The 23,843-nt window shown below is 70.3% G+C and carries 21 protein-coding genes and 1 pseudogene; 9 read left to right on the top strand and 13 right to left on the bottom strand.

Annotated elements, in window-relative coordinates:
- Positions 1-77: 77 nt before the first annotated feature.
- The 5 genes from RUMESO_RS06930 to guaA form a co-directional block, all read right to left on the bottom strand.
- Entirely contained in the window at positions 78-953 is an 876-nt protein-coding gene (locus RUMESO_RS06930) for an ATPase (RefSeq protein ID WP_037279357.1), read from the bottom strand.
- A gap of 147 nt (positions 954-1,100) precedes the next feature.
- Positions 1,101-2,297: an OmpP1/FadL family transporter gene (locus tag RUMESO_RS06925; protein ID WP_051521099.1), complete on the bottom strand. Its 1,197-nt coding sequence runs from the start codon at positions 2,295-2,297 to the stop codon at positions 1,101-1,103.
- A gap of 57 nt (positions 2,298-2,354) precedes the next feature.
- Positions 2,355-3,269, bottom strand: a complete 915-nt coding sequence (locus RUMESO_RS06920; RefSeq protein ID WP_342670733.1) for a DMT family transporter — start codon at positions 3,267-3,269, stop codon at positions 2,355-2,357.
- On the bottom strand, positions 3,266-4,258 hold the full coding sequence (locus tag RUMESO_RS06915) for a zinc-dependent alcohol dehydrogenase family protein (protein ID WP_037279161.1): 993 nt from the start codon (positions 4,256-4,258) through the stop codon (positions 3,266-3,268). The genes RUMESO_RS06920 and RUMESO_RS06915 overlap by 4 nt, the downstream gene beginning before the upstream one ends.
- 59 nt (positions 4,259-4,317) lie before the next feature.
- On the bottom strand, positions 4,318-5,919 hold the full coding sequence (gene guaA, locus RUMESO_RS06910) for a glutamine-hydrolyzing GMP synthase (protein ID WP_051521097.1): 1,602 nt from the start codon (positions 5,917-5,919) through the stop codon (positions 4,318-4,320).
- Between the two features lie 133 nt (positions 5,920-6,052).
- On the opposite strand from guaA, the gene RUMESO_RS06905 reads away from it, so the two are divergent.
- Positions 6,053-7,606 carry a trimethylamine methyltransferase family protein gene (locus tag RUMESO_RS06905; protein WP_037279159.1) on the top strand — a complete coding sequence of 518 codons (1,554 nt, stop codon included), beginning with the start codon at positions 6,053-6,055 and terminating at the stop codon, positions 7,604-7,606.
- A gap of 629 nt (positions 7,607-8,235) precedes the next feature.
- Complete coding sequence (locus RUMESO_RS06900; protein WP_082483401.1) at positions 8,236-9,309, top strand: DUF6456 domain-containing protein; 1,074 nt, start codon at positions 8,236-8,238, stop codon at positions 9,307-9,309.
- Here the strand turns inward: RUMESO_RS06900 and RUMESO_RS06895 are convergent.
- Positions 9,306-9,881, bottom strand: a complete 576-nt coding sequence (locus tag RUMESO_RS06895) for a LysE family transporter (RefSeq protein ID WP_037279157.1) — start codon at positions 9,879-9,881, stop codon at positions 9,306-9,308. The two genes, RUMESO_RS06900 and RUMESO_RS06895, sit on opposite strands and share 4 nt — an antisense overlap.
- A 140-nt stretch (positions 9,882-10,021) precedes the next feature.
- On the opposite strand from RUMESO_RS06895, the gene lipA reads away from it, so the two are divergent.
- On the top strand, positions 10,022-10,972 hold the full coding sequence (lipA, locus tag RUMESO_RS06890; protein ID WP_037279156.1) for a lipoyl synthase: 951 nt from the start codon (positions 10,022-10,024) through the stop codon (positions 10,970-10,972).
- An 80-nt stretch (positions 10,973-11,052) separates the two neighbouring features.
- Here lipA and RUMESO_RS06885 read toward each other — a convergent pair whose 3' ends face one another.
- The 4 genes from RUMESO_RS06885 to hpt form a co-directional block, all read right to left on the bottom strand.
- Complete coding sequence (locus tag RUMESO_RS06885; RefSeq protein ID WP_051521096.1) at positions 11,053-12,012, bottom strand: c-type cytochrome; 960 nt, start codon at positions 12,010-12,012, stop codon at positions 11,053-11,055.
- Positions 12,013-12,016: 4 nt separating this feature from the next.
- Complete coding sequence (locus tag RUMESO_RS06880) at positions 12,017-12,496, bottom strand: c-type cytochrome (RefSeq protein WP_037279155.1); 480 nt, start codon at positions 12,494-12,496, stop codon at positions 12,017-12,019.
- A gap of 239 nt (positions 12,497-12,735) precedes the next feature.
- On the bottom strand, positions 12,736-12,999 hold the full coding sequence (locus RUMESO_RS06875) for a GlsB/YeaQ/YmgE family stress response membrane protein (protein ID WP_037279154.1): 264 nt from the start codon (positions 12,997-12,999) through the stop codon (positions 12,736-12,738).
- Positions 13,000-13,094: 95 nt separating this feature from the next.
- Complete coding sequence (gene hpt / locus RUMESO_RS06870) at positions 13,095-13,637, bottom strand: hypoxanthine phosphoribosyltransferase (protein WP_037279153.1); 543 nt, start codon at positions 13,635-13,637, stop codon at positions 13,095-13,097.
- Positions 13,638-13,799: 162 nt separating this feature from the next.
- Between hpt and RUMESO_RS06865 the strand changes: the two genes are divergently transcribed.
- Positions 13,800-14,258: a type II toxin-antitoxin system RatA family toxin gene (locus RUMESO_RS06865; protein WP_037279152.1), complete on the top strand. Its 459-nt coding sequence runs from the start codon at positions 13,800-13,802 to the stop codon at positions 14,256-14,258.
- Here RUMESO_RS06865 and RUMESO_RS06860 read toward each other — a convergent pair.
- The 3 genes from RUMESO_RS06860 to RUMESO_RS06850 are packed head-to-tail and all read right to left on the bottom strand — an operon-like array spanning position 14,234 to position 16,355.
- Positions 14,234-14,737 (bottom strand): CinA family protein, encoded by a 504-nt coding sequence (locus RUMESO_RS06860; RefSeq protein ID WP_037279151.1) that lies wholly within the window; start codon positions 14,735-14,737, stop codon positions 14,234-14,236. The two genes, RUMESO_RS06865 and RUMESO_RS06860, sit on opposite strands and share 25 nt — an antisense overlap.
- A complete protein-coding gene (locus RUMESO_RS06855; protein WP_037279149.1) occupies positions 14,734-15,234 on the bottom strand; it encodes a phosphatidylglycerophosphatase A family protein in 501 nt (166 codons plus the stop codon). The genes RUMESO_RS06860 and RUMESO_RS06855 overlap by 4 nt, the downstream gene beginning before the upstream one ends.
- Positions 15,231-16,355 carry a bifunctional 2-C-methyl-D-erythritol 4-phosphate cytidylyltransferase/2-C-methyl-D-erythritol 2,4-cyclodiphosphate synthase gene (locus RUMESO_RS06850; RefSeq protein ID WP_037279147.1) on the bottom strand — a complete coding sequence of 375 codons (1,125 nt, stop codon included), beginning with the start codon at positions 16,353-16,355 and terminating at the stop codon, positions 15,231-15,233. The genes RUMESO_RS06855 and RUMESO_RS06850 overlap by 4 nt, the downstream gene beginning before the upstream one ends.
- Before the next feature lie 189 nt (positions 16,356-16,544).
- Here RUMESO_RS06850 and dusB point away from each other — a divergent pair, with 189 nt between their 5' ends.
- From dusB to ntrX, 5 genes and pseudogenes are all read left to right on the top strand, one after another.
- Positions 16,545-17,546 carry a tRNA dihydrouridine synthase DusB gene (dusB, locus tag RUMESO_RS06845; RefSeq protein WP_037279145.1) on the top strand — a complete coding sequence of 334 codons (1,002 nt, stop codon included), beginning with the start codon at positions 16,545-16,547 and terminating at the stop codon, positions 17,544-17,546.
- Positions 17,543-18,628 carry a two-component system sensor histidine kinase NtrB gene (locus RUMESO_RS06840; RefSeq protein ID WP_037279143.1) on the top strand — a complete coding sequence of 362 codons (1,086 nt, stop codon included), beginning with the start codon at positions 17,543-17,545 and terminating at the stop codon, positions 18,626-18,628. The genes dusB and RUMESO_RS06840 overlap by 4 nt, the downstream gene beginning before the upstream one ends.
- On the top strand, positions 18,629-19,990 hold the full coding sequence (locus RUMESO_RS06835; protein WP_037279142.1) for a sigma-54-dependent Fis family transcriptional regulator: 1,362 nt from the start codon (positions 18,629-18,631) through the stop codon (positions 19,988-19,990).
- A gap of 159 nt (positions 19,991-20,149) precedes the next feature.
- Positions 20,150-22,345, top strand: a complete 2,196-nt coding sequence (locus RUMESO_RS06830; RefSeq protein ID WP_037279138.1) for a sensor histidine kinase NtrY-like — start codon at positions 20,150-20,152, stop codon at positions 22,343-22,345.
- A gap of 4 nt (positions 22,346-22,349) precedes the next feature.
- Positions 22,350-23,748: pseudogene (gene ntrX / locus RUMESO_RS06825) on the top strand (nitrogen assimilation response regulator NtrX).
- Positions 23,749-23,843 lie beyond the last annotated feature (95 nt).

Genomic DNA, 23,843 nt, shown 5'->3' with positions numbered 1-23,843 from the left:
CAGGGTTCTAGGGCAGCGACGCGGGTCTCGCAAGGCCCGGGCCTCAGGTGCGCGACTCGGGGCCCCATGGCCCTGCGTCACGCACCGCGCCGCATTCGCTCTTCCAGGGCGCCTGCCACGACCTCCACGAAGGCCGCCTCCCCGTCCACGCGGGCCATGTCCTCGGCCCGGACCGTCACGCCCCAGTTCCGCGCCATCTCCGCATAGAGCGGCTGCCGATGCGCGAGCGCCTTGGCGTAGGTGAAGCGGATGAAGTCGTCCGGGTCCACCTCACCCTCGGCCACGCCGTTCAGCGCCAGGTAGTCCCGCCACATCCGCTCCAGGAAATCCGCGCGGTAGGACATGGGCTTGGGCGCCTTGTCGAAGCGTCGGACCAGCTCGGCGGTATGCGCGTCCGAGCCCTCGATCCAGATCATCAGGCAGCGCGACGAGAGCGCGGAGAGGACGGGGTCGCCGGGATCGTCCGGCTCAACCCACTCGCAGATCGACCCTCCGGTGTCGCAGACGAAATGCGGATAGCCGTAGAGCGCGCGGGCCCGGTCGATGAACCGCCCCGTGTCGAGCAGCGCCGCCACCTCGGCGTCACGGAACTCGGCTTGGCGACGCTGGTACTCGGCGAAGGGCAGACCTCCCTTCGCAGGGTCGCCGGGCTTGCCGAGGTAGGTCGAGACCGGGTCGAGGTTGTCGAAGGTGATGTTCGACCCGATGAAGATCGAGTCGCTCATCAGCAGGTCCCGCAGGAAGGGGACCTTCATTGCCTCGCGCTTGGCGTTGTCGACGATCAGCTCGCCCATGTAGCGGGTGCCGATCCGGTAATCGACCGAGTAGTGGAACCAGCCTCCCGCGCCCCGCAGGCACTTGGCGACATGGGTCTTGCCCAGGCCGGACATCCCGAACAGGAGGACGTGCCGATCCGCGGCCCGAAGCCAAGCCTCCGGCGTGTCGTAGATCAGGGACCCGAAGGGCCCCGGCGAGGTGGCAGCCCGGGAAGGGGAGGTCGGAACGCATCGCTCGGTCATGGCCGCTGACTCACCGCAAAGCGGGCGGATGCGCAAGACGGAAGAGGGCTCCGCCACCCCGGGCGGAGCCCCATTCGCCGATCAGAAGCGATAGCCGATCCGCATTCCCGCGGTGATCGCGTCGTTGTCGTCGAACTCCGCCCCGAAGAGCCGGGTCGTGCCGCCGCCGAGCCGAGTGTAACGGACGCCGACGCCCAGCTCGACGTTGTCGGTCACAGCATAGTTGGCGGCGATCTGGACGCCGAGCTGCCCATCCGTGGGCGAGAGGTTCGAGATGCCGCCTTCCCCCGTGGTCGGGTCGAAGTCCGTTCCGATCGAGGGCTCGTAGATCACCGCGGCCGAGGCGGCGAGCTTGTCGGTGAACTGCCGTCCCACGCCCAGCGTGTAGGTGACGTAGTCGTCGTCGTATTCCACCACGGGGTTGAAGGGCAGGACCGCCCCGGGGACGACGCCATATCCGTAGGCGTTGATCTCGGTCGCGGACCAGTCCACCCAGCGGATGCTGCCGAAGAGCAGGGTGTCCGGCGCGATCCCGGTCTGGAAGTCGAGGTTGACCGATTGAGGAAGCGAATAAGCCGTTTCCCCCGAATCGGTGAAGGGCGCCGGTACCCCGGTCAGGGTCGTCGTGTAGGTCGTCTCATGCGAGAAGTCGGTCTCGCTCGAGTAGGTCAGGGCGACCCGCAGGGCGATCTCCGGCCGCTCGTAGGCCACGCCGACGACATAGCCGAGCGCGTCGTCGCTCTCGAAGTCGCCGTCGTAGTTGTAGACGACGGGGGCATTCGCGACCGGGTCGAAGCCGAGGATCACGTCGCTCAGCAGGTCGGCCTTCACCTGGAGGAAGCGCACCCCGGCATGGATGCTGAAGTTGTCGTCCAGCTTGTAACGGCCCAGCGCGGTGACGGCCAAGGACTCGAACTCCGCCTGGGAGTTGGAGATGGGATAGGTCGGGTCGGCGTCGCGATAGTCCACGTCGGCCCCGAAGGGGTGGTCGATGATCACCGCGAGCGAGAACCGGTCGCTGAGGTCGGACTTGAAGGACAGGCTGGCGAGGCCGAAGTCCGCCGCCGCATCCCCCGACTCGGTGGCGCCGATCAGGGGATTGGTATCGGTGAAGGACCCCTGGACGTCGGGGACGGTGTAGCTGAACGATAGTTCCGCGTAGTTGCCGTCCTGGAAAAGGACGTCGACCGGCTGCCCCGTCCGGTCGAGCGCGCCGGCGTTGGCGATGGATGTGGACAGCAGGAGAAGGGCCCCCGCCCCCGATGCAGTGCGCTTCATGGAAACCCCCGGATGGATCGCAACCTTGAAGCGAACATCGCGCCCTCCCGCGCGAGGTCAATCCGCAACGGCGCGTCGGGTTCGCGGAGGCTCCGTCCTGCGATCATTCCGCCGCAGCGTGAGGAGGTTCCCCGCGAGGATCAGCGCCGCCCCGACGAAGACCAGCGGGTCCAGGGGCTCGCGGTAGGCGGCCCACCCCACGACGGCGATCACCGGGAGCCGGGCGAAGTCGAGCGGCATCACCACCGAGGCCGGCGCCGAATCCAGGGCACTGGTCAGGCACCAATGCGCGGCGAGGCCGGTGACCCCGATCACGAGGAGCCAGGGCGCCAGGGCGAGGCTCGGCATGGGGATGCCGCCATTCCAGCCCACGATCACGGCGGCGAAGGCGAACTGCATCAGGTTCAGCCAGAACAGGATCGCCACCACCGGTTGGCTTCGGGTCAGCCGCTTGGTCAGCATCGACGTGACGGCGAAGCAGACGGCGCAGGCCGCCGCGGCGATCAGCCCCGGGTGCAGGTTCCCGAACTCCGGCCGCGCGACCAGCAGGACGCCCCCGAAGCCGATGAGACCGGCCAGGAGCCCCCGCGCCGTCAGCCTCTCTCCCAGAAAGACCGGGGAGAGAAGAATGACCCAGAGCGGCGAGGTGAACTCCAGCGCGAAGACCTGCGCGAGCGGCAGCACCGTCAGCGCGTAGAACCAGAGATTCTGGCCCGCGAAGTGGATCAGGTTGCGCGCGACGTGCAGAGGGAAGCGGCGCGGCCGGGCCTCCCTCAGCCGCCCCCGGATGGCGAGGGTCGCGGTCACGATGACCGCGCCCATGCCGCTGCGGAAGAACATGATCTCGAAGGTGTCGAGCTCCGTCGAGACCTCCCGACCCGCCACGGCAAGGAGGGAGAAGGAGGCGATCGCCCCGGCCATCCAGAGCGCCGCGACGGCCATGCCGCCACGCCGGGTCGCCCCTGCCGTCACCCCGCCACCAGAACCTTGACCTCGGCGGGCCCAGGCTTCGAGGCCAGGAGCGCGGGAATTTCCTCCCGCCCGACCTCGCGGGTGACGAGAGGGGCCGTGCGGATCGCGCCGGAGGCGAGGAGCTTGAGGGCGCGGCTCTGCGTGAAGGGGTTCACGAAGGCCATGCGCAGGTCCACCTCGCGCACGAGGAGGTCGAAGGGCTCGATGGGAACCGTATCGCCTTTGGCGAGAACGCCCACGATCACGACTCCACCTCCTCGGGCAGCAAGACGCGGCGCCTCGGCCACCGTCTCGCTGACCCCGGCGCATTCGAGCACGACGTCGGCCCCGCGCGGCCAAGCGGCCTTGGCTTCCGTGGGTGTGGCGACCGTCAGACCCGCGCCCACATTTTCCCCGATGCGCTGCCGGTCGGGCGAGCGGGTCAGGAGCATGACCTCGGCCCCGGCGAGGCGGGCGAGCTGGACGCAGAGGAGCCCGATCACCCCGCCGCCGATGACGATGGCCCTCTCTCCCGGCCGGATCGCGGCGACATCCAGCGCGTGAATGCAGCAGGCCAGCGGCTCGGAGAAGGCGGCCTCTCGCAGGCCAAGGCCTGAGGGCAGCGGAATCGCCCGATGCGCCGGGAAGGCGCTGTATTCGGCGAAGCCTCCATCCCGGTGGACGCCCACGGCCACGAGGTTCTCGCAGAGGTTGATCCGCCCAAGGAGGCAGGACGGGCAGACGCCGCAGGCGATGTTCGGGTCGCAGGCCACGAGGTCGCCGACCTTGTGGGTCGTCACGCCTTCGCCAAGGGCGACCACGGTCCCGGAGAACTCGTGGCCGAGGACCACTGGGGGGCGGCTTGGGAACTCGCCCTTCAGGATGTGGCGGTCGGTGCCGCAGATGCCGGCGGCGGCGACCTTGACCAGCACCTCGCCCCGGGCGGGCTCCGGCTCCGGGATGCCGCCCACGTCCATGCGGCCGACTTCGATGAAGCGCGCTGCCTGCATCGTCTCTCCTCCCTCTCAGCTAGGGGAACGAACCACTCTCCGGCGGGGGACGCCAGGGGCTATTCGAGCTCGATGGTGCCCGGGGGCTTGGAGGTGCAATCGTAGAAGACGCGGTTCACGCCCCGCACCTCGTTGATGATCCGCGTCGCAGTCTCGCTCAGGAACTCGTGGGTGAAGGGGTAGTAGTCGGCGGTCATGCCGTCCACCGAGGTCACCGCCCGGAGCGCCAGCGCGTAGTCGTAGGTCCGCCCGTCGCCCATCACGCCCACGGTCCGCATCGGCAGGATCGCCGCGAAGGCCTGCCAGATCTCGTCGTAGAGGCCGTGCCTGCGGATCTGGTCGATGTAGACCGCGTCGGCCTCGCGCAGGATCGCCAGCTTCTCGCGGGTGATCGCGCCGGGGCAGCGGATGGCGAGGCCGGGACCGGGGAAGGGATGCCGGCGGATGAACGACTCCGGCAGGCCCAGCTCGCGGCCGAGGTCGCGGACCTCGTCCTTGAAGAGCTCGCGAAGGGGCTCGACGAGCTTGAGGCCCATCTTCTCGGGCAGACCGCCGACGTTGTGGTGGCTCTTGATCGTGACCGAGGGGCCGCCGGAGAAGCTGACCGACTCGATCACGTCCGGGTAGAGGGTGCCTTGGGCGAGGAACTCGGCACCGCCGACCTCGCGGGCGTGCTCCTGGAACACGTCGATGAAGAGGCGGCCTATGGTCTTGCGCTTGGCCTCGGGGTCGTCGAGGCCTTCGAGAGCCGTCAGGAACCGCTCCGACTCGTCCGCGTGGATCAGCGGGATGTTGTAGTGGTCGCGGAACATCGAGACGACCTGCTCGGCCTCGCCCTTCCGCAGGAGCCCGTGGTCCACGAAGACGCAGGTGAGCTGGTCACCGATGGCCTCGTGGATCAGGACGGCAGCCACGGAGGAATCAACTCCGCCCGACAAGCCGCAGATCACCTTGGAGTTTCCGACCTGCTCGCGGATCTTGCGGGTGGCCTCCTCCCGGTAGCCGGCCATCGTCCAGTCGCCCTTGAAGCCCGCGAGCTTCAGGAAGTTGTGGTAGATCGTCCGGCCGTTCGGGGTGTGGTGCACCTCGGGGTGGAACTGGACGGCGTAGAAGTGCCGCGAAGGATCAGCCGTGATGGCGAAGGGCGCGTTGGGCGAGGTGCCGTAGACCTGGAAGCCGGGGGCGAGGCGGCTCACGTGGTCGCCGTGGCTCATCCAGACCTCCTCCCGGCCGTCGAGGAACCAGCCCTGGAGGAGGTCGAGCTTCTCGTCGCCCGGCGTGACGTAGGCGCGGCCGAACTCGGCGGTGCCGTGGCCGGATTCGACCTTGCCGCCCAGCATGTGCATCATCGCCTGCTGGCCGTAGCAGATGCCGAGGACCGGGACGCCGAGGTCGAAGACCTCGCGCGGCGGCAGGGGCGCGCCCTCGGCGAAGACCGAGGCGGGGCCGCCGGAGAGGATCACGGCCTTGGGGGCGAAGGCCCGGATGAACTCGGGCGTCACCGCGTTGAAGGGGTGGATCTCGCAGTAGACGTGCAGCTCGCGCAGGCGGCGCGCGATGAGCTGGGTCACCTGGCTCCCGAAGTCGATGATGAGGAGCCGGTCGTGCGAGGGGGCGGCGATCCGGGCGGTGTCGAGGGTGGGGGCGAGTTCGGAGGTCATGAGAGGGGCCTTAGGCAGTTGGTCCGCGTCACGCAAGCGGCGTCCATGTCGCTTTTGCCCCTGAGAGGGCGCATCCTTGGGTCGGCGGGGGACGTTGCCCCGTTATGAGGCGGCAAGCTTGACGGAGGTGAGCATGTCGGACGTGGCCGAAGCGGGAACGGGTCGCCGGTCGAGGGGCGGTGGCGGGGCGGCGCGGCGCGCGGAACGGACCGCCGTCAGCGTGGAGACCGCGCGCTTCATCGAGCGCAACATCCCGAACTTCGAGATCCTGAACGAGGAAGCTCTCCAGATCATCGAGCACAACGCCGAGACGGTGCTCGAGGAGATCGGCGTGAACTTCGTCGAGAACCCCGGCGCGCTGGAACGCTGGAGGAACGCGGGCGCCGACGTGCAGGGCGAGCGGGTGCGGATCCCCCGTGGCCTCGCGCGGCAACTGTGCTCCACGGCTCCGAGGTCGTTCACCCAGCACGCCCGGAACCCGGAGCGGAACGTGGAGATCGGCGGGCGGAACCTCGTGCTCGCGCCGGTCTACGGCCCTCCCTTCGTGCGGGACGCGGAAGGCGGGCGCCGTTACGCGACCATCGAGGACTTCCGCAAGTTCGTGAAGCTCGGCTACATGTCCAAGTGGCTTCACCACTCGGGCGGGACGGTCTGCGAGCCGACGGACATCGCGGTGAACAAGCGCCACCTCGATATGCTGCACGCGCACATGACGCTGTCGGACAAGCCCTTCATGGGCTCGGTCACGGCGCCGGAGCGGGCTCAGGATTCGGTGGACATGGCCTCGCTGCTGTTCGGGGCGGACTTCGTCCAGAACAACACCGTCATGACCTCGCTCATCAACATCAACTCGCCGCTCACCTTCGACGGCATCATGATGGGCGCGCTCGAGGTATATGCCGCGAACAACCAGGCGGCCATCGTCAGCCCCTTCATCGTGGGCGGGGCCATGGCGCCGGTCAGCGTCGCCGGGACCCTGACGCAGGTGCTGGCCGAGATCCTCGCGGGCGTGAGCTACAGCCAGCTCATCCGCAAGGGCGCGCCGGTCATCGCCGGGGCCTTCGTGACCTCCATCGACATGAACAGCGGCGCGCCGACCTTCGGCACGCCCGAGGCGAGCCACATCACCTGGGGCGCGGGCCAGCTCGTGCGGCGGCTGGGCCTGCCCTACCGGAGCGCCGGCGGCTTCACCGGCTCCAAGCTCCCCGACGCGCAGGCGGCCTATGAGTCGGCCAACAGCCTCAACATGGGGCTGCTCGCCGGGGTCAACTTCATGCTCCACGCCTGCGGCTGGCTGGAGGGGGGCCTTGTGTCCTCCTACGAGAAGTTCGTCATGGACGCGGACCAGCTCGGCATCCTGCACCACCTCGCGAAGGGCGTGGACCTCAGCGAGAACGGGCAGGCCATGGACGCGATCCGCGAGGTCGGGCCGGGCAGCCACTACCTCGGCAGCGCCCATACCCAGGCCAACTTCAAGGAGGCCTTCTGGCGGACGGACCTCCTCGACTACAAGCCGTTCGAGACCTGGGAGGAGGAGGGGGCCCGAGATACCCAGGCGCTCGCGAGCGCCCGCGTGAAGCGCCTCCTCGACAGCTACCGGCAGCCGGCGCTCGACCCCGCGATCGTCGAATCGCTGGATGACTTCGTCGCCCGCAAGAAGGCGGCGGTCCCGGACGCGTTCCTCTAGGAGCATCCGGCGCCAATGGATCGGCAGGCGCGCGCCAGGGGTGCGCGCCGACGGCCAGACGAGGCCGCGATGGAAGTCGCGCACGGCGGCCTCGCGGTGGTTGGCGGCCGGGTTGCTGGGCGGGCTGAGCCAGAACTCGCGGTTCTTCTTGGGTATCTCGATCATCGGGCCACCTGTCAGGGACGGAGTGCGCCGGACTGCGGGAACGGTCCGGCCGGGTCGCGGGAGAGTTCGGCCTTGCGATCATGGCCGCGTGGCGCGCCCGCGATGCCGGGTCGGCGCAGGACGGCCTCGCCTGCATGAGCCTTTCTTGGTGCGTCAAAAGGACGCAGAACGCAACGGGTCCGAGGACGGTCCGACTTGGCGAATCGGTATGTGGATGCAGGCTGCGGCCTGCCCGAAATCGTTTCCTGCCGATCTGGCATGTTTCTCCTCCTCTCCCTTCCAGACACACGGATGACGGGAGTATCGCACAACTCCGGGGGGTGTTGCGTCGCCCCCCGAGCACCGTTCGTTGGTCTCAGAATTCATTAACCATTCGCGACGCAGTCTCCGAATCAACCGCTGGGAAAGGGCGGGATGGGGAACGGACGACGACCGCCCTGCGGCCGCCGCCAAAGGAGAAGCGAATGACGAGAACGGCACGCATCGCGCTGGACGATGGCGATTTTCCCGGGGCCGAGGAGGCCGGCAGCTATCCCGGCTGGGTGCCCCCGGCGGCGCGCTACTACCTGGCGCATACGGAGAAGGGCCGGACCATCCGGGATCTGGCGCGGGAGGCCCAAGTGCATCCCTCGACGGTGCTGCGGCAGGTGCGGCGGATGGAGCTTTGCCGCGACGACCCCTTCGTCGATTCGGCCCTGCGGCAGCTCTCGGACGGGGCAGCGCCGGACGAGGTGGACGAGACGACGCTGGCCCGCGAGGCGCTGCCGGTGCTGCAGCGGCTGGCCGAGCCCGACTCGGTGCTGGCCGTGGTGCGGGAGATGGAGAAGGGCGTGGTGCTGCGGGAGGCGCCCGGCGAGGACCCGCAGCGGGTGGCGGTCGCGGACCGCAAGCTCGTGGAGGTGATGGCGCTGCGGGACTGGATCACCTGCGCCGACACCGCGGGGCGGGTCCGGCGCTACCGGATCACCGCGATCGGGCGGACGCAGCTCAAGCGGATGCGGCTGGAGCCGCAGCTTCGCGGGCTGGCCGAAGCCCCCGCGCCGTTCCTGCGCGAGCCCGTGGTGATGGACGACGACGACCCCAGGCTGCGGCACATGCGGTCGCAGATCGCGGACAGCCCGCTGCTGCAGCTCGCGCGGCGGAAGGTGGACGGGGGGCTGCCGTTCCTGAGCCCCGAGCAGGTCAAGGCCGGGGAGCGGCTGCGCGAGGACTTCGAGCTGGCGCAGCGTGGCCCGGGGGCGGAGCGGGACTGGGCCGCCTGGCTCTCGAGGATGCCGGCGCTGTCCGATCTGCCGCGGCCGGGGCAGGGCGGCGGCGCGAAGGCCGCGCGGCTGCGGGTCGAGCGGGCGCTGGCCGAGCTTGGGCCGGGGCTCGCCGACGTGGCGCTCTGCTGCTGCTGCCTGACCGAGGGGCTGGAGGGCTTCGAGCGGCGGATGGGCTGGTCGGCGCGGTCGGGCAAGGTGGTGCTGCGGATCGCGCTGGGGCGGCTCCACCAGCATCATCGGGCGGAGGCGCAGCGGAACGGGCTGATCGGCTAGGCGAGGCCCGCGACGCGGCCGAGGAGGTAGAGGGCGAGGGCGCCGAGCCAGACCGAGGCGGCTCGGCGCCAGGAGGCGGGAAGGCCGGCCCGGGCGCCGCGCCGGAGGGAGGCGCCGAGGAGGGCCCAGAGCAGGGAGGCGACCGCGAGCGTCCCGGCGAGGAGGGCAAGGTTGAGGCCCAGGCGGGTCGCGCCGGGGGCGGGGAGGAGGACGAGGCCGACGATCAGCGCCTTGGGGTTGAGGAGCGTGGTCACGGCGATGCGGCCGGAGGTGACGGCGGGGCCCACCTCGCCCCGGGCCGGGAGGCGCCACATGGCGACGGCGAGGCGCAGGACCCAGGCGGCCGCCGCGACGGTCACGAGGGCCTTCGCCAACGGGGCGGATTCGAGGAGGCGTGCGCCGAGGAGCGCGAGCGGGACCGTGGTGGCGAGATAGCCGAGCAGCACGACGGGGATGAGGCGCGCGGCCGGGGCCAGCCCGCGCTCCGCCCCCGCGATGGCGAGGAGCGTGTTCGTCGGGCCCGGCGCGGCGAGGAGCACGAGGAGGGCGAGGGCGGTCTCGGCGAGGGTCATGGCGGGGGACCATGGCGGGCCCGGACCCCTTGCGTCAAGGACCGCGCCGGGGGCGCAACGATGCGCAGCAGGGCCCGCGCGCGCATGGACTTTCCCGGGGGGGCTGCGTATCTCGTGGGGCGAGCAGGAAAGGACCGGCCATGGCCCCGCGCGACCTGAAGATCCCCGAGGAGAGGCACCCCGAGAAGGCGCATCGCCCGGACCAGGAGCAACCCCGCAAGCCCTCGTGGATCCGGGTCAAGGCGCCGGGGTCGGAGGGCTATCGGCGGACGGCCGGCATCATGCGGGAGCACAAGCTCACCACCGTCTGCGAGGAGGCGGGCTGCCCCAACGTCGGCGAGTGCTGGGGGCAGGGCCACGCGACCATGATGATCATGGGCGAGATCTGCACGCGGGGCTGCACCTTCTGCAACGTGGCGACGGGGCGGCCCGACGCGCTCGACGCCTTCGAGCCGGGACGGGTGGCGGACGCGGTGGCGAAGCTGGGGCTCAGCCATGTGGTCGTGACCTCGGTGGACCGGGACGACCTCGCCGACGGGGGCGCGGAGCATTTCGCCATGACGATCCGCGCGATCCGGCGGCGCTCGCCCGGGACGACGGTCGAGGTGCTGGTGCCGGACTTCCTGAAGTGCGGGCCCGAGGCGCTGGAGGTCGTGGTGGCGGCCAAGCCGGACGTGTTCAACCACAACCTTGAGACGGTGCCGGGGCTCTATCCCGAGGTGCGGCCGGGCGCGCGCTACTTCCATTCGCTGCGGCTCCTCCAGCGGGTGAAGGAGCTCGATCCCTCGGCCTTCACCAAGTCGGGGATCATGGTCGGCCTGGGCGAGGACCGGCAGGCCGTGCTGCAGGTCATGGACGACATGCGCGCGGCGGACGTGGATTTCCTGACGGTCGGGCAGTACCTCCAGCCGACGCCCAAGCATCACCGCGTGGATCGCTTCGTCACGCCCGAGGAGTTCGGGGCCTACGAGCAGGCGGCGCGGGGCAAGGGGTTCCTGATGGTCTCGTCCAGCCCGCTCACGCGGTCGAGCTATCACGCGGGGGACGACTTCGCGCGGCTGAGGGCGGCGCGCGAGGCGAAGCTGGCGTAAGGGAGAGGCCCGAGCCTCGGGCGCGTGGATCATGGCGGGGAGAAACCCCACCCTGCGGCGCCAGCGGGCTGAAGCCCGACCTACGAGTCGCCCTCGTCCGAGGCCGTGCCTTCCTCGGCGGTCGAGTCGCCGGCGCCGGGCTGGGGCGCGGTGGATTCGACGGGCGGGACGGCCTTGAGATAGGCGGCGATGGCCGCGCGATCCTCGTCGGAAAGCTGGGCGGTGTTGCGGACGACCTGGGCCATCTCGCCGCCGACCACGTCGTAGTCGGGCGTGAAGCCGGACTGGAGCATGGTGACGATGTCGTCCTCGGACCAGTCGAGCCCGGCGGGCGTGATGTTCGGGACGCGGCCCTTGCCCGCCGGGTCGGGCGCCCCCGCGAGCCAAGCGCTCCGATCGAGCCCGCCCAGGGCGTTGCGGGGCGTGTGGCATTCGCCGCAGTGGCCCAGGGCCTCCACGAGGTAGCGGCCCCGCTCCTGCTCGGGCGTGAGGTCGCCCTGCAGGACCCAGTCGCGGTGCTCGAACAGGAGCTTCCAGCCGCCGAGGGACTGGCGGATGTCGAAGGGGAAGCTCAGCTCGTGCGGCAGGCTCCCGGCGTCGGAGGGAGGCAGGGTGCGGATGTAGGCCACGATGTCGGCCACGTCCTGCACCGTCGCCTTGTTGTAGGCGTTCCAGGGGAAGGCCGGGTAGAGGTGCCGCCCCTCGTCGTCCACGCCGCGCATGACGGCGTTGACGACCTGGTAGTCGCTCCAGTCGCCGATGCCCTGCGGCGAGGGCGAGATGTTCGGCGCGACGAAGGTGCCGAACTGCGTCGCGAACCGACGGCCGCCGGAAAGGACCGGGGAATCGGTCTCCTCCGCGCCCGGGGCGATGTGGCAGGACCCGCATCCGGCGGCGGCGAAGAGGACCTGTCCCCGTCCGGCGTCGCCGGTCACGCCGTCGAGCGCCGAGGCGGGGAGGTTGTCGGGCGCCGTCAGCCACCAGGCCGCGCCGGCGCCGACCAGCGCGACGACGGCGACGGAGAGCAGCGCCCGGCGCATGGGATCACTCTTCCTTGGCGCGGTAGGTCTCGTGGCAGCCGCCGCAGGCCTTGCCCACGTCGCCCATCGCGCCCTGGAGCGAGGCGAGGTCGGTGCCGGCGGCGGTCTGGAGATTGGCGACGGCCTGCTGGAGCGCCTCGTGCTTGGCGTTGAAGTCGTCCATGTTCTCCCAGATCGCGGGCAGGGCGCCGGTGTCCTGACGGTCGGCGTTCGAGGTGCCCTCGGGCCAGTAGTAGTCCCAGTGGATCGCGGCGAGGTGGCTCAGGTTCTCGGCGGCGGCGGTCGCGGTGGCGGCGTCGTACGCCGTCTTCTCCTGCGCCATGGCGCCCAGCGCCATCAGGTTGTGCGCGAAGTTGAGCATATGGCCCTGGCGCATCTCGACGGCGAGGTCCTCGGGCGACTCGTCGGCCTCCTGCGCGAGGAGGACCCCCGCCGGCAGCAGAAGCGCGGTGGCGAGCAGGGTGGTCTTGGCGAGACGGTGCATGGAAACGGACTCCTCCGGCCGTTGGGACTGTGGGGCGACCCTAGGGGGGGCGCCAGGGGGCTCCCAAGGGAAAAAAGCGCACATGGGGTGTGCACCGGACCTTGGTCCGGGGGGACGGGAACCTTTGGTCGGGGAGGGCTTGCCCGAAGTTGGGGCGGGGGGACGGGGCGCAAGAGGCGCCCCGTCGCGGTCGGGCTGGTGCGGCCCGAAGCTGAGTCGTGCCGAAGCCTTCGCCGGGATTAGCGGGCGGTCCGGCCGCGGATCGCGTTGACGATGGCGAGCAGGATCACCGCGCCGATGACCGACACGAGGATGCTCCAGATCCAGCCGCCCGAGGTGGCGTCCTGGCCGAAGATGGCCCCGATGATCCAGCCGCCGACGATGGCGCCGATGACGCCGATGATGAGGTTCATCAGCAGGCTGTCGTTGCGGCCCATGATCTTCTCAGCGATCCAGCCGGCGATGATGCCGATGATGATCCAGGCGATGATCGCCCCAAGCATGTTGCAGTCCTCCGTTGTGGCCGCCCGTGGCGCGGCCTGCCGAGCGCACAACGCGGGACGGGCCGTTTTGATCCAACGAACCTCCCCGGACGGGGTCAGCCTTCGGTGAACCGGACCTTGCCGATGTAGGGGAGGTTGCGGTTGCGCTGCGCGAAGTCGATGCCGTAGCCCACCACGAACTCGTCGGGAATGGAGAAGCCGATCCAGTCGGCGCGGAAGTCGACCTCGCGCCGCGAGGGCTTGTCGAGGAGGGCGATGGTGCGGAGCTTGGCGGGCTTCCGCGTCAGGAGATACCTGGTGACGTGGTTGAGGGTGTGGCCGGTGTCCACGATGTCCTCGACCACCAGCACGTCGCGCCCCTCGATGGCGGCGCGGAGGTCCTTGAGGATGCGAACCTCGCGCGAGGATTCCATGGCGTCGCCGTAGGAGGAGGCCTCGAGGAAGTCGACCTCGACGGGGAGGTCGAGCTCGCGCACGAGGTCGGCGATGAAGACGAAGGAGCCGCGCAGGAGGCCCACGACCACGAGCTTGTCGGTGGCGCAGTACTCGGATTCGATCTCGCGGGCGAGGGCTTCGATCCGCGCGGCGATGGCCTTGGCGGAGATCATCTGGTCGATGACGTAGGGGCGCTGGGGCATGGGGGCATCCGGCTGTCGGGCGCCGTCCTGTAGCGCGGGCGAGGGCCCTCGGATAGGGCCGGCGGCGGATTCCGGGCCGTTGTGGCGGGGCTTCGTGCGGATTGCCCTTGATCCCTGGCGCCGGCGGGACGACATGACCCCGGACAAGGAGGCCCCGCCGACGTGACCAGCCATTCCGAGACCCGCGTGCTGCCCTACACGGCGCAGCAGATGTACGACCTCGTTGCGGACGTCGCGAAGTATCCCGAGTTCCTGCCCTGGACGGCCGGGGCGACGATCCGGTCGGTGACGGATCGGGGCGACCACCAGGAGATGCTGGCGGACCTCGTGATCTCGTTCAAGCTGTTCCAGGAACGGTTCGGGAGCCGGGTGCGGCTTTACCCGGAGCGGAAGAGGATCGAGACGGAGTACATCCAGGGGCCCTTCAAGCACATGGAGAGCGTCTGGCAGTTCCGCGACGTGCCGCACGGGGTCGAGGTGTCGTTCCGGACGGACTTCGAGTTCCGGAATCGCCTGCTGCAGCACGCGGCCGGGGTGTTCTTCCACCAGGCGATGACCCAGATCGTCCGCGCCTTCGAGAAGCGGGCGCAGGCACTCTACGGCGCGCGGTCGACCGCCTGAAGGAGAAGGCGGAGCGCGTGCCGGACGGCGGCGGCGCGGACGGCGTCGCGGCCCTGGGCGCCGAACTCGATGGTCTGGGCGCGAAGCTCGGACGCGGTGGCGAGGCCGAAGCAGACGCGGCCCTCAGGCTTGCGCCCCGACGCTCCGGGGCCGGCGACGCCGGTGGTGGAGACGGCGATGTCGGCCTCGGATCGATCGAGCGCCCCACGGGCCATCTCGGCGGCGACCTCCTCGGACACGGCACCGTGCTTGAGCAGGGTCTCGGAGCGGACGGCCAGGAGGTCGGACTTGGCGGCGTTGGAGTAGGTCACGAAGCCCCGGTCGAAGATCGCGGAGGAGCCGGCCTGCGTGGTGATGGCGCCGGCGAGCAGGCCGCCGGTGCAGCTCTCGGCGACGGCGAGGTGGAGGCCCTTGGCACGGGCCGCCTCCAGGAGGGCCTGAGCCAGCGACGGGATGTCGTGCTGGGCCCGGTCGGTCATCGCATCAGCACCCCATGGGCCAATCCGGCCAGGAGGATGACACCGAGCGCCGCGAGGAGGCCAGCGAAAAGGTCGTCGAGCACCACGCCTGCGGCGCCGTGTCGCCGGTCCGCCCAGCCGACGGGGCCCGGCTTCCAGATGTCGAAGAGGCGGAAGAGCAGGAAGGCGGCGATCCAGCCGGGCCAGAGCCTCTCGGGCGCGACGCCGTTGTTCGCGGCGCCCAGGACGACGGGGACGAGCGCGATCCATTGCCCCGCGACCTCGTCGATCACGACCCAGGAGGGGTCGTGGGGGCCGGGCTCGCCGAGGCGGGAGATCAGGTCCGCCACCGACCAGAACGCGAGGACGATGGCCAGGAGGGTGGCGGCGAGGAAGGGCCAGGCCCCGCCGAACCTGGCGATCAGGAACCCCACGAGGACGGCGGCGAGCGACCCCCAGGTGCCGGGGGCGGGGCGGAGGTGGCCCAGGCCAAGGACGCTCGCGATCAGGCGGCTCATGGGCTCACCAGGGTCGCCGTCGCGAGGGCGGCTATCCCTTCGCGACGGCCGGTGAAGCCCAGGCGCTCGGAGGTGGTGGCCTTGACGCTCACCCGGTCGGGGGAAAGGCCCAGCGCCTCGGCGATGGTGGCGCGCATGGCGGGGGCGTGGGGGCCGACCTTGGGCGACTCGCAGACCAGCGTGACGTCGACATGGGTCACCCGGAAGCCGGCCTCGTCGGCGAGGGACTTGGCGTGGCGGAGGAACTGGTGGCTCGCGGCGCCCTTCCAGCGGGGGTCGGAGGGCGGGAAGTGCTGGCCGATGTCGCCGTCGGCGAGAGCGCCCAGGATGGCGTCGGTCAGCGCGTGGAGGCCCACGTCGCCGTCGGAATGGGCGACGACCCCTTGGGAATGCGGAACCCGGACGCCGCAGAGCATCACGTGGTCGCCCGGCCCGAAGGCGTGGACGTCGTAGCCATGGCCGGTGCGCACGTCCATGCGATCCCCCAGGATGCGGGCGGCGCGTTCGAGGTCGCCCGGATGCGTGACCTTCAGGTTGTCCTCCTCGCCCGGCACGATGGCGACGGTCAAGCCGGCGTCACGCGCGACCTCCACATCGTCGGCGGCGCTTCCGGGATGGCCGCGGTGCGCGGCGAGGATGGGGCCGAAGCGGAACCCCTGGGGCGTCTGGGCGCGCCAGAGGCCCTCGCGCGGCTGCGTGCCCTGGACGGCCGCCGCGCCGCGCCAGAGCGCGTCGGTCACAGGCAGGGCCGGCGCCGCGCCGTCGTGCCGCGAGAGTGCCTCGACGACGCGGGCCACGAGCGTCGGCGTCACGCAGGGACGCGCGGCATCGTGGATGAGGACGAGGTCGGGCGGGTCGGCGGCGAGCGCCTCGAGGCCGGCGCGGACGCTCTCGGCCCGGGTGGCGCCGCCCGGGGCCAGGATCAAGCCGGGATGGGCATGGGCGGCCTGCTCGGCATCGTCGGGGTGGTGCACGAGAACGAGAGGGGAGAGGCCGGCCCGGTCGAGCGCGCGGACCGCGTGGTCCGCCACGCTTCGGCCCGCGAGCTCGCGCCATTGCTTGGGCGCGCCGCCGAAGCGCGTGCCCCGTCCGCCTGCCACGATGATCCCTGCCACTCGCATGGCGCCCTCCCTAGCCGGATTGGCGAGGTGGCGCAAATCCCCGCCGGAGGGCGCTGGGATCGCTGAAATAATGGGCAGAGCGCATCTGATCGGCCCCGCCGCCGGACGTTGCCGTTGTGGCGCGGCGGGGTTCGGGTTAGGAGGGCGGCAAGCCTGAAAATGAGGCAGATGTTCAATCATGCGGCAGATATGGCGGAACTGACTCCCATCGACCTCGGCGGCGCGGTGCTGGCGCCCCCGGTGGCGCTCGCTCCTCTGGCGGGGATCACCGATCTGCCCTTCCGGCAGCTCGTGGCGAGCTTCGGGGTGGGCTGGGTCGTGTCCGAGATGGTCGCCTCCCAGGAGATGGTGCAGGCCAAGCCGGGCGTGCGGGAGAAGGCGGAGCTGGGGCTGGGGGACGGGCTGACCGCCGTGCAGCTTGCCGGGCGGGAGGCACATTGGATGGCCGAGGCCGCCCGGATGGTCGAGGCGAACGGCGCGCGGATCATCGACATCAACATGGGTTGCCCGGCGAAGAAGGTGACGAACGGCTGGTCGGGCTCGGCGCTGCTGCGGGAGCCGAACCATGCGCTGCGGCTGATCGAGGCGGTCGTGGGTGCGGTGAAGGTGCCGGTGACGCTGAAGACGCGGCTGGGGTGGGACGACGCCTGCCTGAACGCGCCCCATGTCGCCCGCCGCGCCGAGGAGGCGGGCGTGCGGATGGTGACGATCCACGGACGGACGCGCTGCCAGTTCTACAAGGGGCAGGCCGACTGGGCGGCGATCCGGCGGATCAGGGAGGCCGTGTCGATCCCGGTGATCGCGAACGGAGACATCCTGGACCTTGGAGGCGCGCGGGAGGCGCTCCGGCTCTCGGGAGCGGATGGGGTGATGATCGGACGAGGCGCGCAGGGCGCGCCCTGGGTGCCGGCGCAGGTCGCGGCGGGGCTGACGGGCGGCGGGGCGCCGGAGGTGCCGGTCGGGACCGATCTGGTGATAATGGTCTCAGGCCATTACGAGGCGATGCTGACCTTCTACGGGAGCGCTCTGGGGGCGAAGGTCGCGCGCAAGCATCTGGGCTGGTACATGGACCGGGCGGGCACTCCGGCGGACCTGCGGTCGCTGGTGCTCACCTCTCCCGAGCCCGCGCGGGTGCTGCGGCTCCTGCCCGAGGCGCTGGCCGAGCGCGGCGCGGAGGCGCGGGCGGCATGATCGCGGACGAGACGCTCTGGACCTCGCTGCCGGTGCCGGCCCTGGTCCTGTCGCCGGACGACCGCATCCTGGACGCGAACCCGGCGGCGGAAGCGTTCCTGAACCTCTCGGCGAAGGCGCTCAACGGCGCGCCCGTCTGGGACAAGGTGATGATCGACGCGCCGCTCGAGGAGGCGTTCCGGCGGGCGCGGGCCGAGAGCTCGTCCCTGCACGTCAACGACGTGGACGTGGGCTCCGGCGAGAGGCCGCCCCTTCAGTGCAACATCCGCTTCGCGCCACTGGTGCGGGGCGAGGGACGGATGCTGATGCTGGTCTCCCCCCGCGAGATGGCGACGCGGATGACGCAGAACGTCAGCTCCCACAAGGCCGCCAAGAGCGCGATCGGCATGGCGGAGATGCTGGCGCACGAGATCAAGAACCCGCTGGCCGGGATCACCGGGGCGGCGCAGCTCCTCTCGATGGGGATGACGGGGCCGGACCTGGAGCTGACCGACCTGATCGTGGAGGAGTCGCGGCGGATCGTGAAGCTCCTGGAGCAGGTGGAGCAGTTCGGGAACCTTCGGCCGCCGACGCTCAAGGCCGTGAACCTCCACGACGTTCTGGATCGGGCCCGGAAGTCGGCGGCGGTGGGGTATGGCGCGCATATGCGCTTCGTGGAGGACTACGACCCGTCGCTGCCGCGCACGCTGGCGGACGCGGACCAGCTCCTGCAGGTGTTCCTGAACCTCATCAAGAATGCCTGCGAGGTGGGAGCGGAGGGCGGGACGATCCGGCTGCGGACCTTCTACGAGCCTTCGCTGCGGCTGAGGCGCACCGATGGGTCGCAGGCGCGGCTGCCCCTGCAGGTGGAGGTCGTGGACGACGGCCCCGGCCTGCCGCCCGAGATCGCGGCGGACGTGTTCGAGCCCTTCGTCTCCGGGCGGGAGAACGGGACGGGGCTGGGCCTCGCGCTGGTGTCCAAGCTTCTGGCGGACATCGGGGGATGGATATCGGTGGACTCCGTGCCGGGGCGGACGGTGTTCCGGGTCTCGTTGCCGCTCGCTCCGAAGAACGCCGAGGAAGCCCTTGAGGGAGAACGTTGAATGGACGGCACCGTCCTTGTCGCCGACGACGACCGCACGATCCGTACGGTCCTGACGCAAGCGCTCACCCGGGCGGGGTGCAAGGTCCATGCGACCTCCTCGCTGGTGACGCTGATGCGCTGGGTCGAGGAGGGCAAGGGCGACCTCGTGATCTCGGACGTCATCATGCCGGACGGGAACGGGATCGAGCAGATCCCGAAGATCGGCGCCGCGCGGCCAGGGCTGCCGGTGATCGTCATCTCGGCGCAGAACACGATCATGACGGCGATCCAGGCCAACGAGGCGGCCGCCTACGACTACCTGCCCAAGCCCTTCGACCTGCCGGACCTGATGAAGCGCGCCGCGCGGGCGCTGGACGTGAAGCGACGGGTGATGGCACCGAAGCCCGCCGAGGAACGCGGGGCGGACCTGCCGCTGGTGGGGCGGACGCCGGCGATGCAGGCGCTCTACAAGCTCGTGGCGCGGGTGATGAACACCACGCTTCCCGTTCTCGTCACGGGGGAATCCGGGACGGGCAAGTCGCTGGTCGCGCGGGCGATCCACGACTTCTCGGATCGTCGGGGCCAGCCCTTCGTGACAGTCACGGCGGCGGACCTGCAGGGCATGGACGGGCCGTCCACGGTACTGGCGCGCGCCCGGGGCGGGTCGATCCTTCTCGACGAGGTGGGCGACCTTCCGGAGGACGCGCAGGCGCGGGTCGTGCGGATGCTCGACGCGCTGGTGGACGGGGCGCCGCGGGTGCTGGCCACCTCGCGCGCGGACCTCTCGGCCCGCATGGAGGCGGGGCGCTTCCGCGAGGACCTGTTCTACCGGCTGAGCGGCGTCACCGTGGCCGTGCCGGCGATGCGGGAGCGCGTGGACGACATCCCGCTGCTGGCCGACCACTTCCTCTCCAAGGCCGAGAAGGAGGGCGCGCCGCCGAGGCGCTTCGCGGGGCCGGCGCTGGACCTCGTCCGCGGATATTCCTGGCCGGGCAACGTCCGGCAGCTCGAGAATGCCGTGCGGCGGCTGGTGGTCACCGCGATGGGCGACGAGATCACGCGCGGCGAGGTCGAGGCCGTGCTGGGCAGCCAGCCGGCCATGGAACCGTTGCGGAACGGTGACAGTGGGGAGCAACTTCGCTCGGCCGTGGCAAAGCACCTCAGGCGGTACTTCGACCTGCACGGGGGCGTGCTGCCTCCGGCCGGACTTTACGATAGGATACTGCACGAAGTTGAGGTTCCGCTCATAGAGATCGCGCTGGATGCGACCGCCGGCAACCAGGCGCGCTGCGCGGACCTCCTGGGCATCAACCGGAACACGCTTCGCAAAAAGATCACGGATCTGGATATCCGCGTGACACGTCGCCGGAAGTTGATGTAAACCTGCCACAGAACCGTGGCTCTGCGGGCTTGACCCAAGGTGACCGTGGCGAGGGCGGAGGGGCCCGTCGGGCCCCCTTGATGAGGCGATGCAAGCGTGCAGCGGGGGCTGGCAGGCAGGGGACTCACGCGGTTGGCGCGTTTTCGGCGGGAACGCCGCGTGCGCAATGCCGCCACGCTGGGTCTCGTCGTCCTTGGGCCGGTGCTCGCGGGCCTCACCTATGTGGTGCTTGGGCCGCTCGACCAGGGCGCCTCCTCGACCGCCCTGCGGATCGTCCTTCTGACCGACCTCGTCTACGTCCTGGCCATCGCGGCGCTGGTCGCCCGCGAGGTGGCCCGCATGGTCGCGGCCCGGCGGGCGAAGTCGGCAGGGAGCCGGCTGCACCTGCGGCTCGTGGGGGTCTTCGCGCTCCTCGCCCTGCTGCCGACGGTGACGGTCGCCGTCTTCTCGGTGCTGACGATCAACGTGGGACTCGAGGGCTGGTTCTCGGAGCGGGTGCGCGAGGTCGTCACCAACTCGATGGCCGCCGCCGAGGCCTACGAGCAGGAGCACCGGCAGGAGCTCACCCGCGACGGGGAGGCCCTGGCCGAGGCGCTGGACCAGCAGAAGCAGGCCAACGTCGCCCTGTCCGACGGGGACATCCGGCAGGCCCTGGGTCGAATGCAGGCCCAGATCGAGCGGGGGCTGACCGAGGCCTTCGTCATCGACGGTGCGGGCGATATCCGGGCGCGCGGCGCTCGGAGCTACGAGTTCGCCTACGAACGCCCGAGCGACGAGGATTTCCGTCTCGCTCAGGCGGAGGGCATCCGTATCATCGAGGACTGGCCGAACGACGAGTTCCGGGCGCTGATCCCGCTGCCGTCCTTCCTCGACCGCTACCTCTACGTGACGCGGGCCGTCGACGGGGAGATCCTGTCCCTCCTCGACGAGACCAAGGACACGGTGGAGCTCTACCGGCAGCTCGATTCGGACAAGGGGCGGCTGCTGTTCGAGTTCGGGCTGCTCTATCTGGGCTTCGCCGTCATCCTGATCCTGGCCGCCGTCTGGCTGGGTCTCTGGTTCGCCGAGGGGCTGTCCAAGCCGATCGGACGCCTGCTGAGCGCCTCGCAGCGCGTGGGCGAAGGCGACCTCGACGTGCGGGTGATCGAGGAGGAGGGCGACGACGAGATCGCGGCCCTGGGGCGGCATTTCAACCAGATGACTCGGCAGCTCAAGGCGCAGCGAGGACGGCTCCTGGAGACGACCGAGCAGATCGAGCAGCGCCGGCGGCTCTTCGACTCGGTGCTGTCCTCGGTGACCTCGGGCGTGGTCGGCCTGGACGCCATGGGGCGCGTCACCTTCGCCAACCGCTCGGCGCAGCGGCTGCTCGACGTGGGCGAGGCGCCGGGGCGTGTCGCCCTGGCGGTGGCCGTGCCGGAGTTCGGGCCGCTCTTCGACGCGCTCTCTCAGGAGAGCCGGGAGGTCGTGCAGGAGCAGGTCGCGCTGGTGAGGGGCGGCAAGCAGGAGACGCTGCTCGTCCGGATGTCGCCGCGGCGCGCGGACGACGGCTCGCTCGAGGGCTACGTGGTGGCCTTCGACGACGTGACCGACCTGGTGAGCGCGCAGAGGATGGCGGCCTGGGGCGACGTGGCGCGGCGGATCGCGCACGAGATCAAGAACCCGCTCACGCCCATCCGGCTCTCGGCCGAGCGGATCAAGCGCAAGTTCCGGCGCCACCTCGACGAGACGGCGGCGGGCGACCTCGACCAGATGACGGACGTGATCGTGCGGCAGACCGAGGACCTGCGGCGGATCGTGGACGAGTTCTCCAAGTTCGCGCGGATGCCCGAGCCGGACCGCCGCGACAGCGACCTGACCGCGCTGGTGCGGGACGCGGTGACGCTGCAGGAGGCCGGACAGCCCGGCGTGAAGTTCGTCTCGGTCCTTCCGGCCGCGCAGGTGCCGGCCGAGGTCGATCCGGGCATGATCTCGCAGGCCTTGACCAACCTCATCAAGAACGCCGGCGAAGCCATTGAGAGCTATCAGGAGCAAGGTGCCGAGCCGGGGTTCCAGCCGGTCATCAAGGTGCAACTCCAGCCCGAGGGGGCCGTGGCGCGCATCACCATCGAGGACAATGGCATCGGCTTGCCGGAGGACCGGGCGCGGCTGTTCGAGCCCTACGTGACCACGCGGGCCAAGGGGACGGGCCTGGGCCTGCCCATCGTCAAGAAGATCATCGAGGAACACGGCGGGACCCTCCAGTTGGAGGACGCCGAAGGGCGGGGGGCTCGCGCCGTCATCCGCCTTCCCACGAAGGCGCGACCCAGCATCGAAGCAGATCAACCAGAAACATCGCAGGCAAGAAGGGCGGTATAAAGAGATGGGCGACATCCTGATCACCGACGACGAGCGCGACATCCGCGAGCTGATCTCGGACATCCTGAAGGACGAGGGCTATACGACCCGCCTCGCGGGGAGCTCGGACCAGTGCATGGCCGAGATCGCCCGGGAGGTTCCCTCGCTGATGATCCTCGACATCTGGCTCAAGGACAGCCGGATGGACGGGATCGACATCCTCAAGCAGGTGAAGCGCGAGCATCCCGAGATCCCGATCATCATCATCTCGGGCCATGGCAACATCGAGATCGCGGTCGCGGCCATCAAGCAGGGCGCCTACGACTTCATCGAGAAGCCCTTCAACATCGAGCAGCTCCTCGTCGTCATCCGCCGCGCCATGGAGGCCTCGCGGCTGCGGCGCGAGAACATCGCGTTGAAGCGCGGCGACAGCCAGAAGGCCGAGATGCTGGGCGATTCCGCCTCGTTCCGGGCGCTGCGGGCGCAGCTCGACAAGGTGACGAAGTCGAATGGCCGCGTGATGCTGACCGGCGAGCCCAGGGTCCGGCAAGGAATCGGCGGCGCGCTACATCCACGCGAACTCGAACCGCGCGGGCGGGCCCTTCGTGGTGGTGTCCTCCGCCTCGATCGCGCCCGAGCGCTTCGAGGAGGTGCTGTTCGGGCGGGAGTCCGCCGGCAAGGGGATCGAGAAGGGCCTGCTGGAGCAGGCCCATGGCGGCGTCATCTACTTCGACGAGGTGGCGGACATGCCGCTCGTCACCCAGTCCAAGATCCTGAGGGTGCTCGTGGACCAGCAGTTCGCGCGCGTGGGGGGCAGCGAAAAGGTCCATGTCGACCTGCGGGTCATCTCGTCCTCGAATCGCGACCTGACCGCCGCCATCGCGGGCGGCACCTTCCGACAGGAGCTGTTCCACCGGCTGAACGTGGTGCCGATCCACGTGCCGTCGCTGGAGGAGCGGCGCGAGGACATCCCGCTCCTGGCCGAGCATTTCATCCAGGTGCTGAACCGGACGCAGGGCCTGCCGCTGCGGCGTCTGGGCGAGGATGCGCGGGCGCTTCTCCAGACGATGCTCTGGCCGGGGAACGTGCGGCAGCTCCGCAACGTGATCGAGCGCGTGCTGATCCTGGGGGATTCCGCCGGGGACATCACGGCCAAGGAGCTGCCGAGCCTCGACGAGGGCGCGAGCGATGACGGGCGCGTGGTGCTGTCGGGTGGGCTCGCCACGCTGCCCCTGCGCGAGGCGCGGGAGCTCTTCGAGAAGGAATACCTGCTGACGCAGATCAACCGCTTCGGCGGCAACATTTCGCGGACGGCGGCGTTCGTGGGGATGGAGCGTTCGGCGTTGCACCGTAAGCTCAAGTCGCTGGGCGTGGTGACGGGACTCAAGACCACGCCCAGGTTGGTCTACGCAGAGGAGGGTTGAGTGGCGGACGAAGGACAGGCGCCGCGGCGGGTGCTGGGGCTGGCGCCCCGGGCCGTCGCTCCGCAGGGCAAACCCGCAACAGTTGTGTCCCCGGT

Source organism: Rubellimicrobium mesophilum DSM 19309 (assembly GCF_000600335.2).
GTDB classification, from domain to species: Bacteria; Pseudomonadota; Alphaproteobacteria; order Rhodobacterales; family Rhodobacteraceae; genus Rubellimicrobium; species Rubellimicrobium mesophilum.
This window is presented reverse-complemented; position numbering and strand designations above follow the sequence as displayed.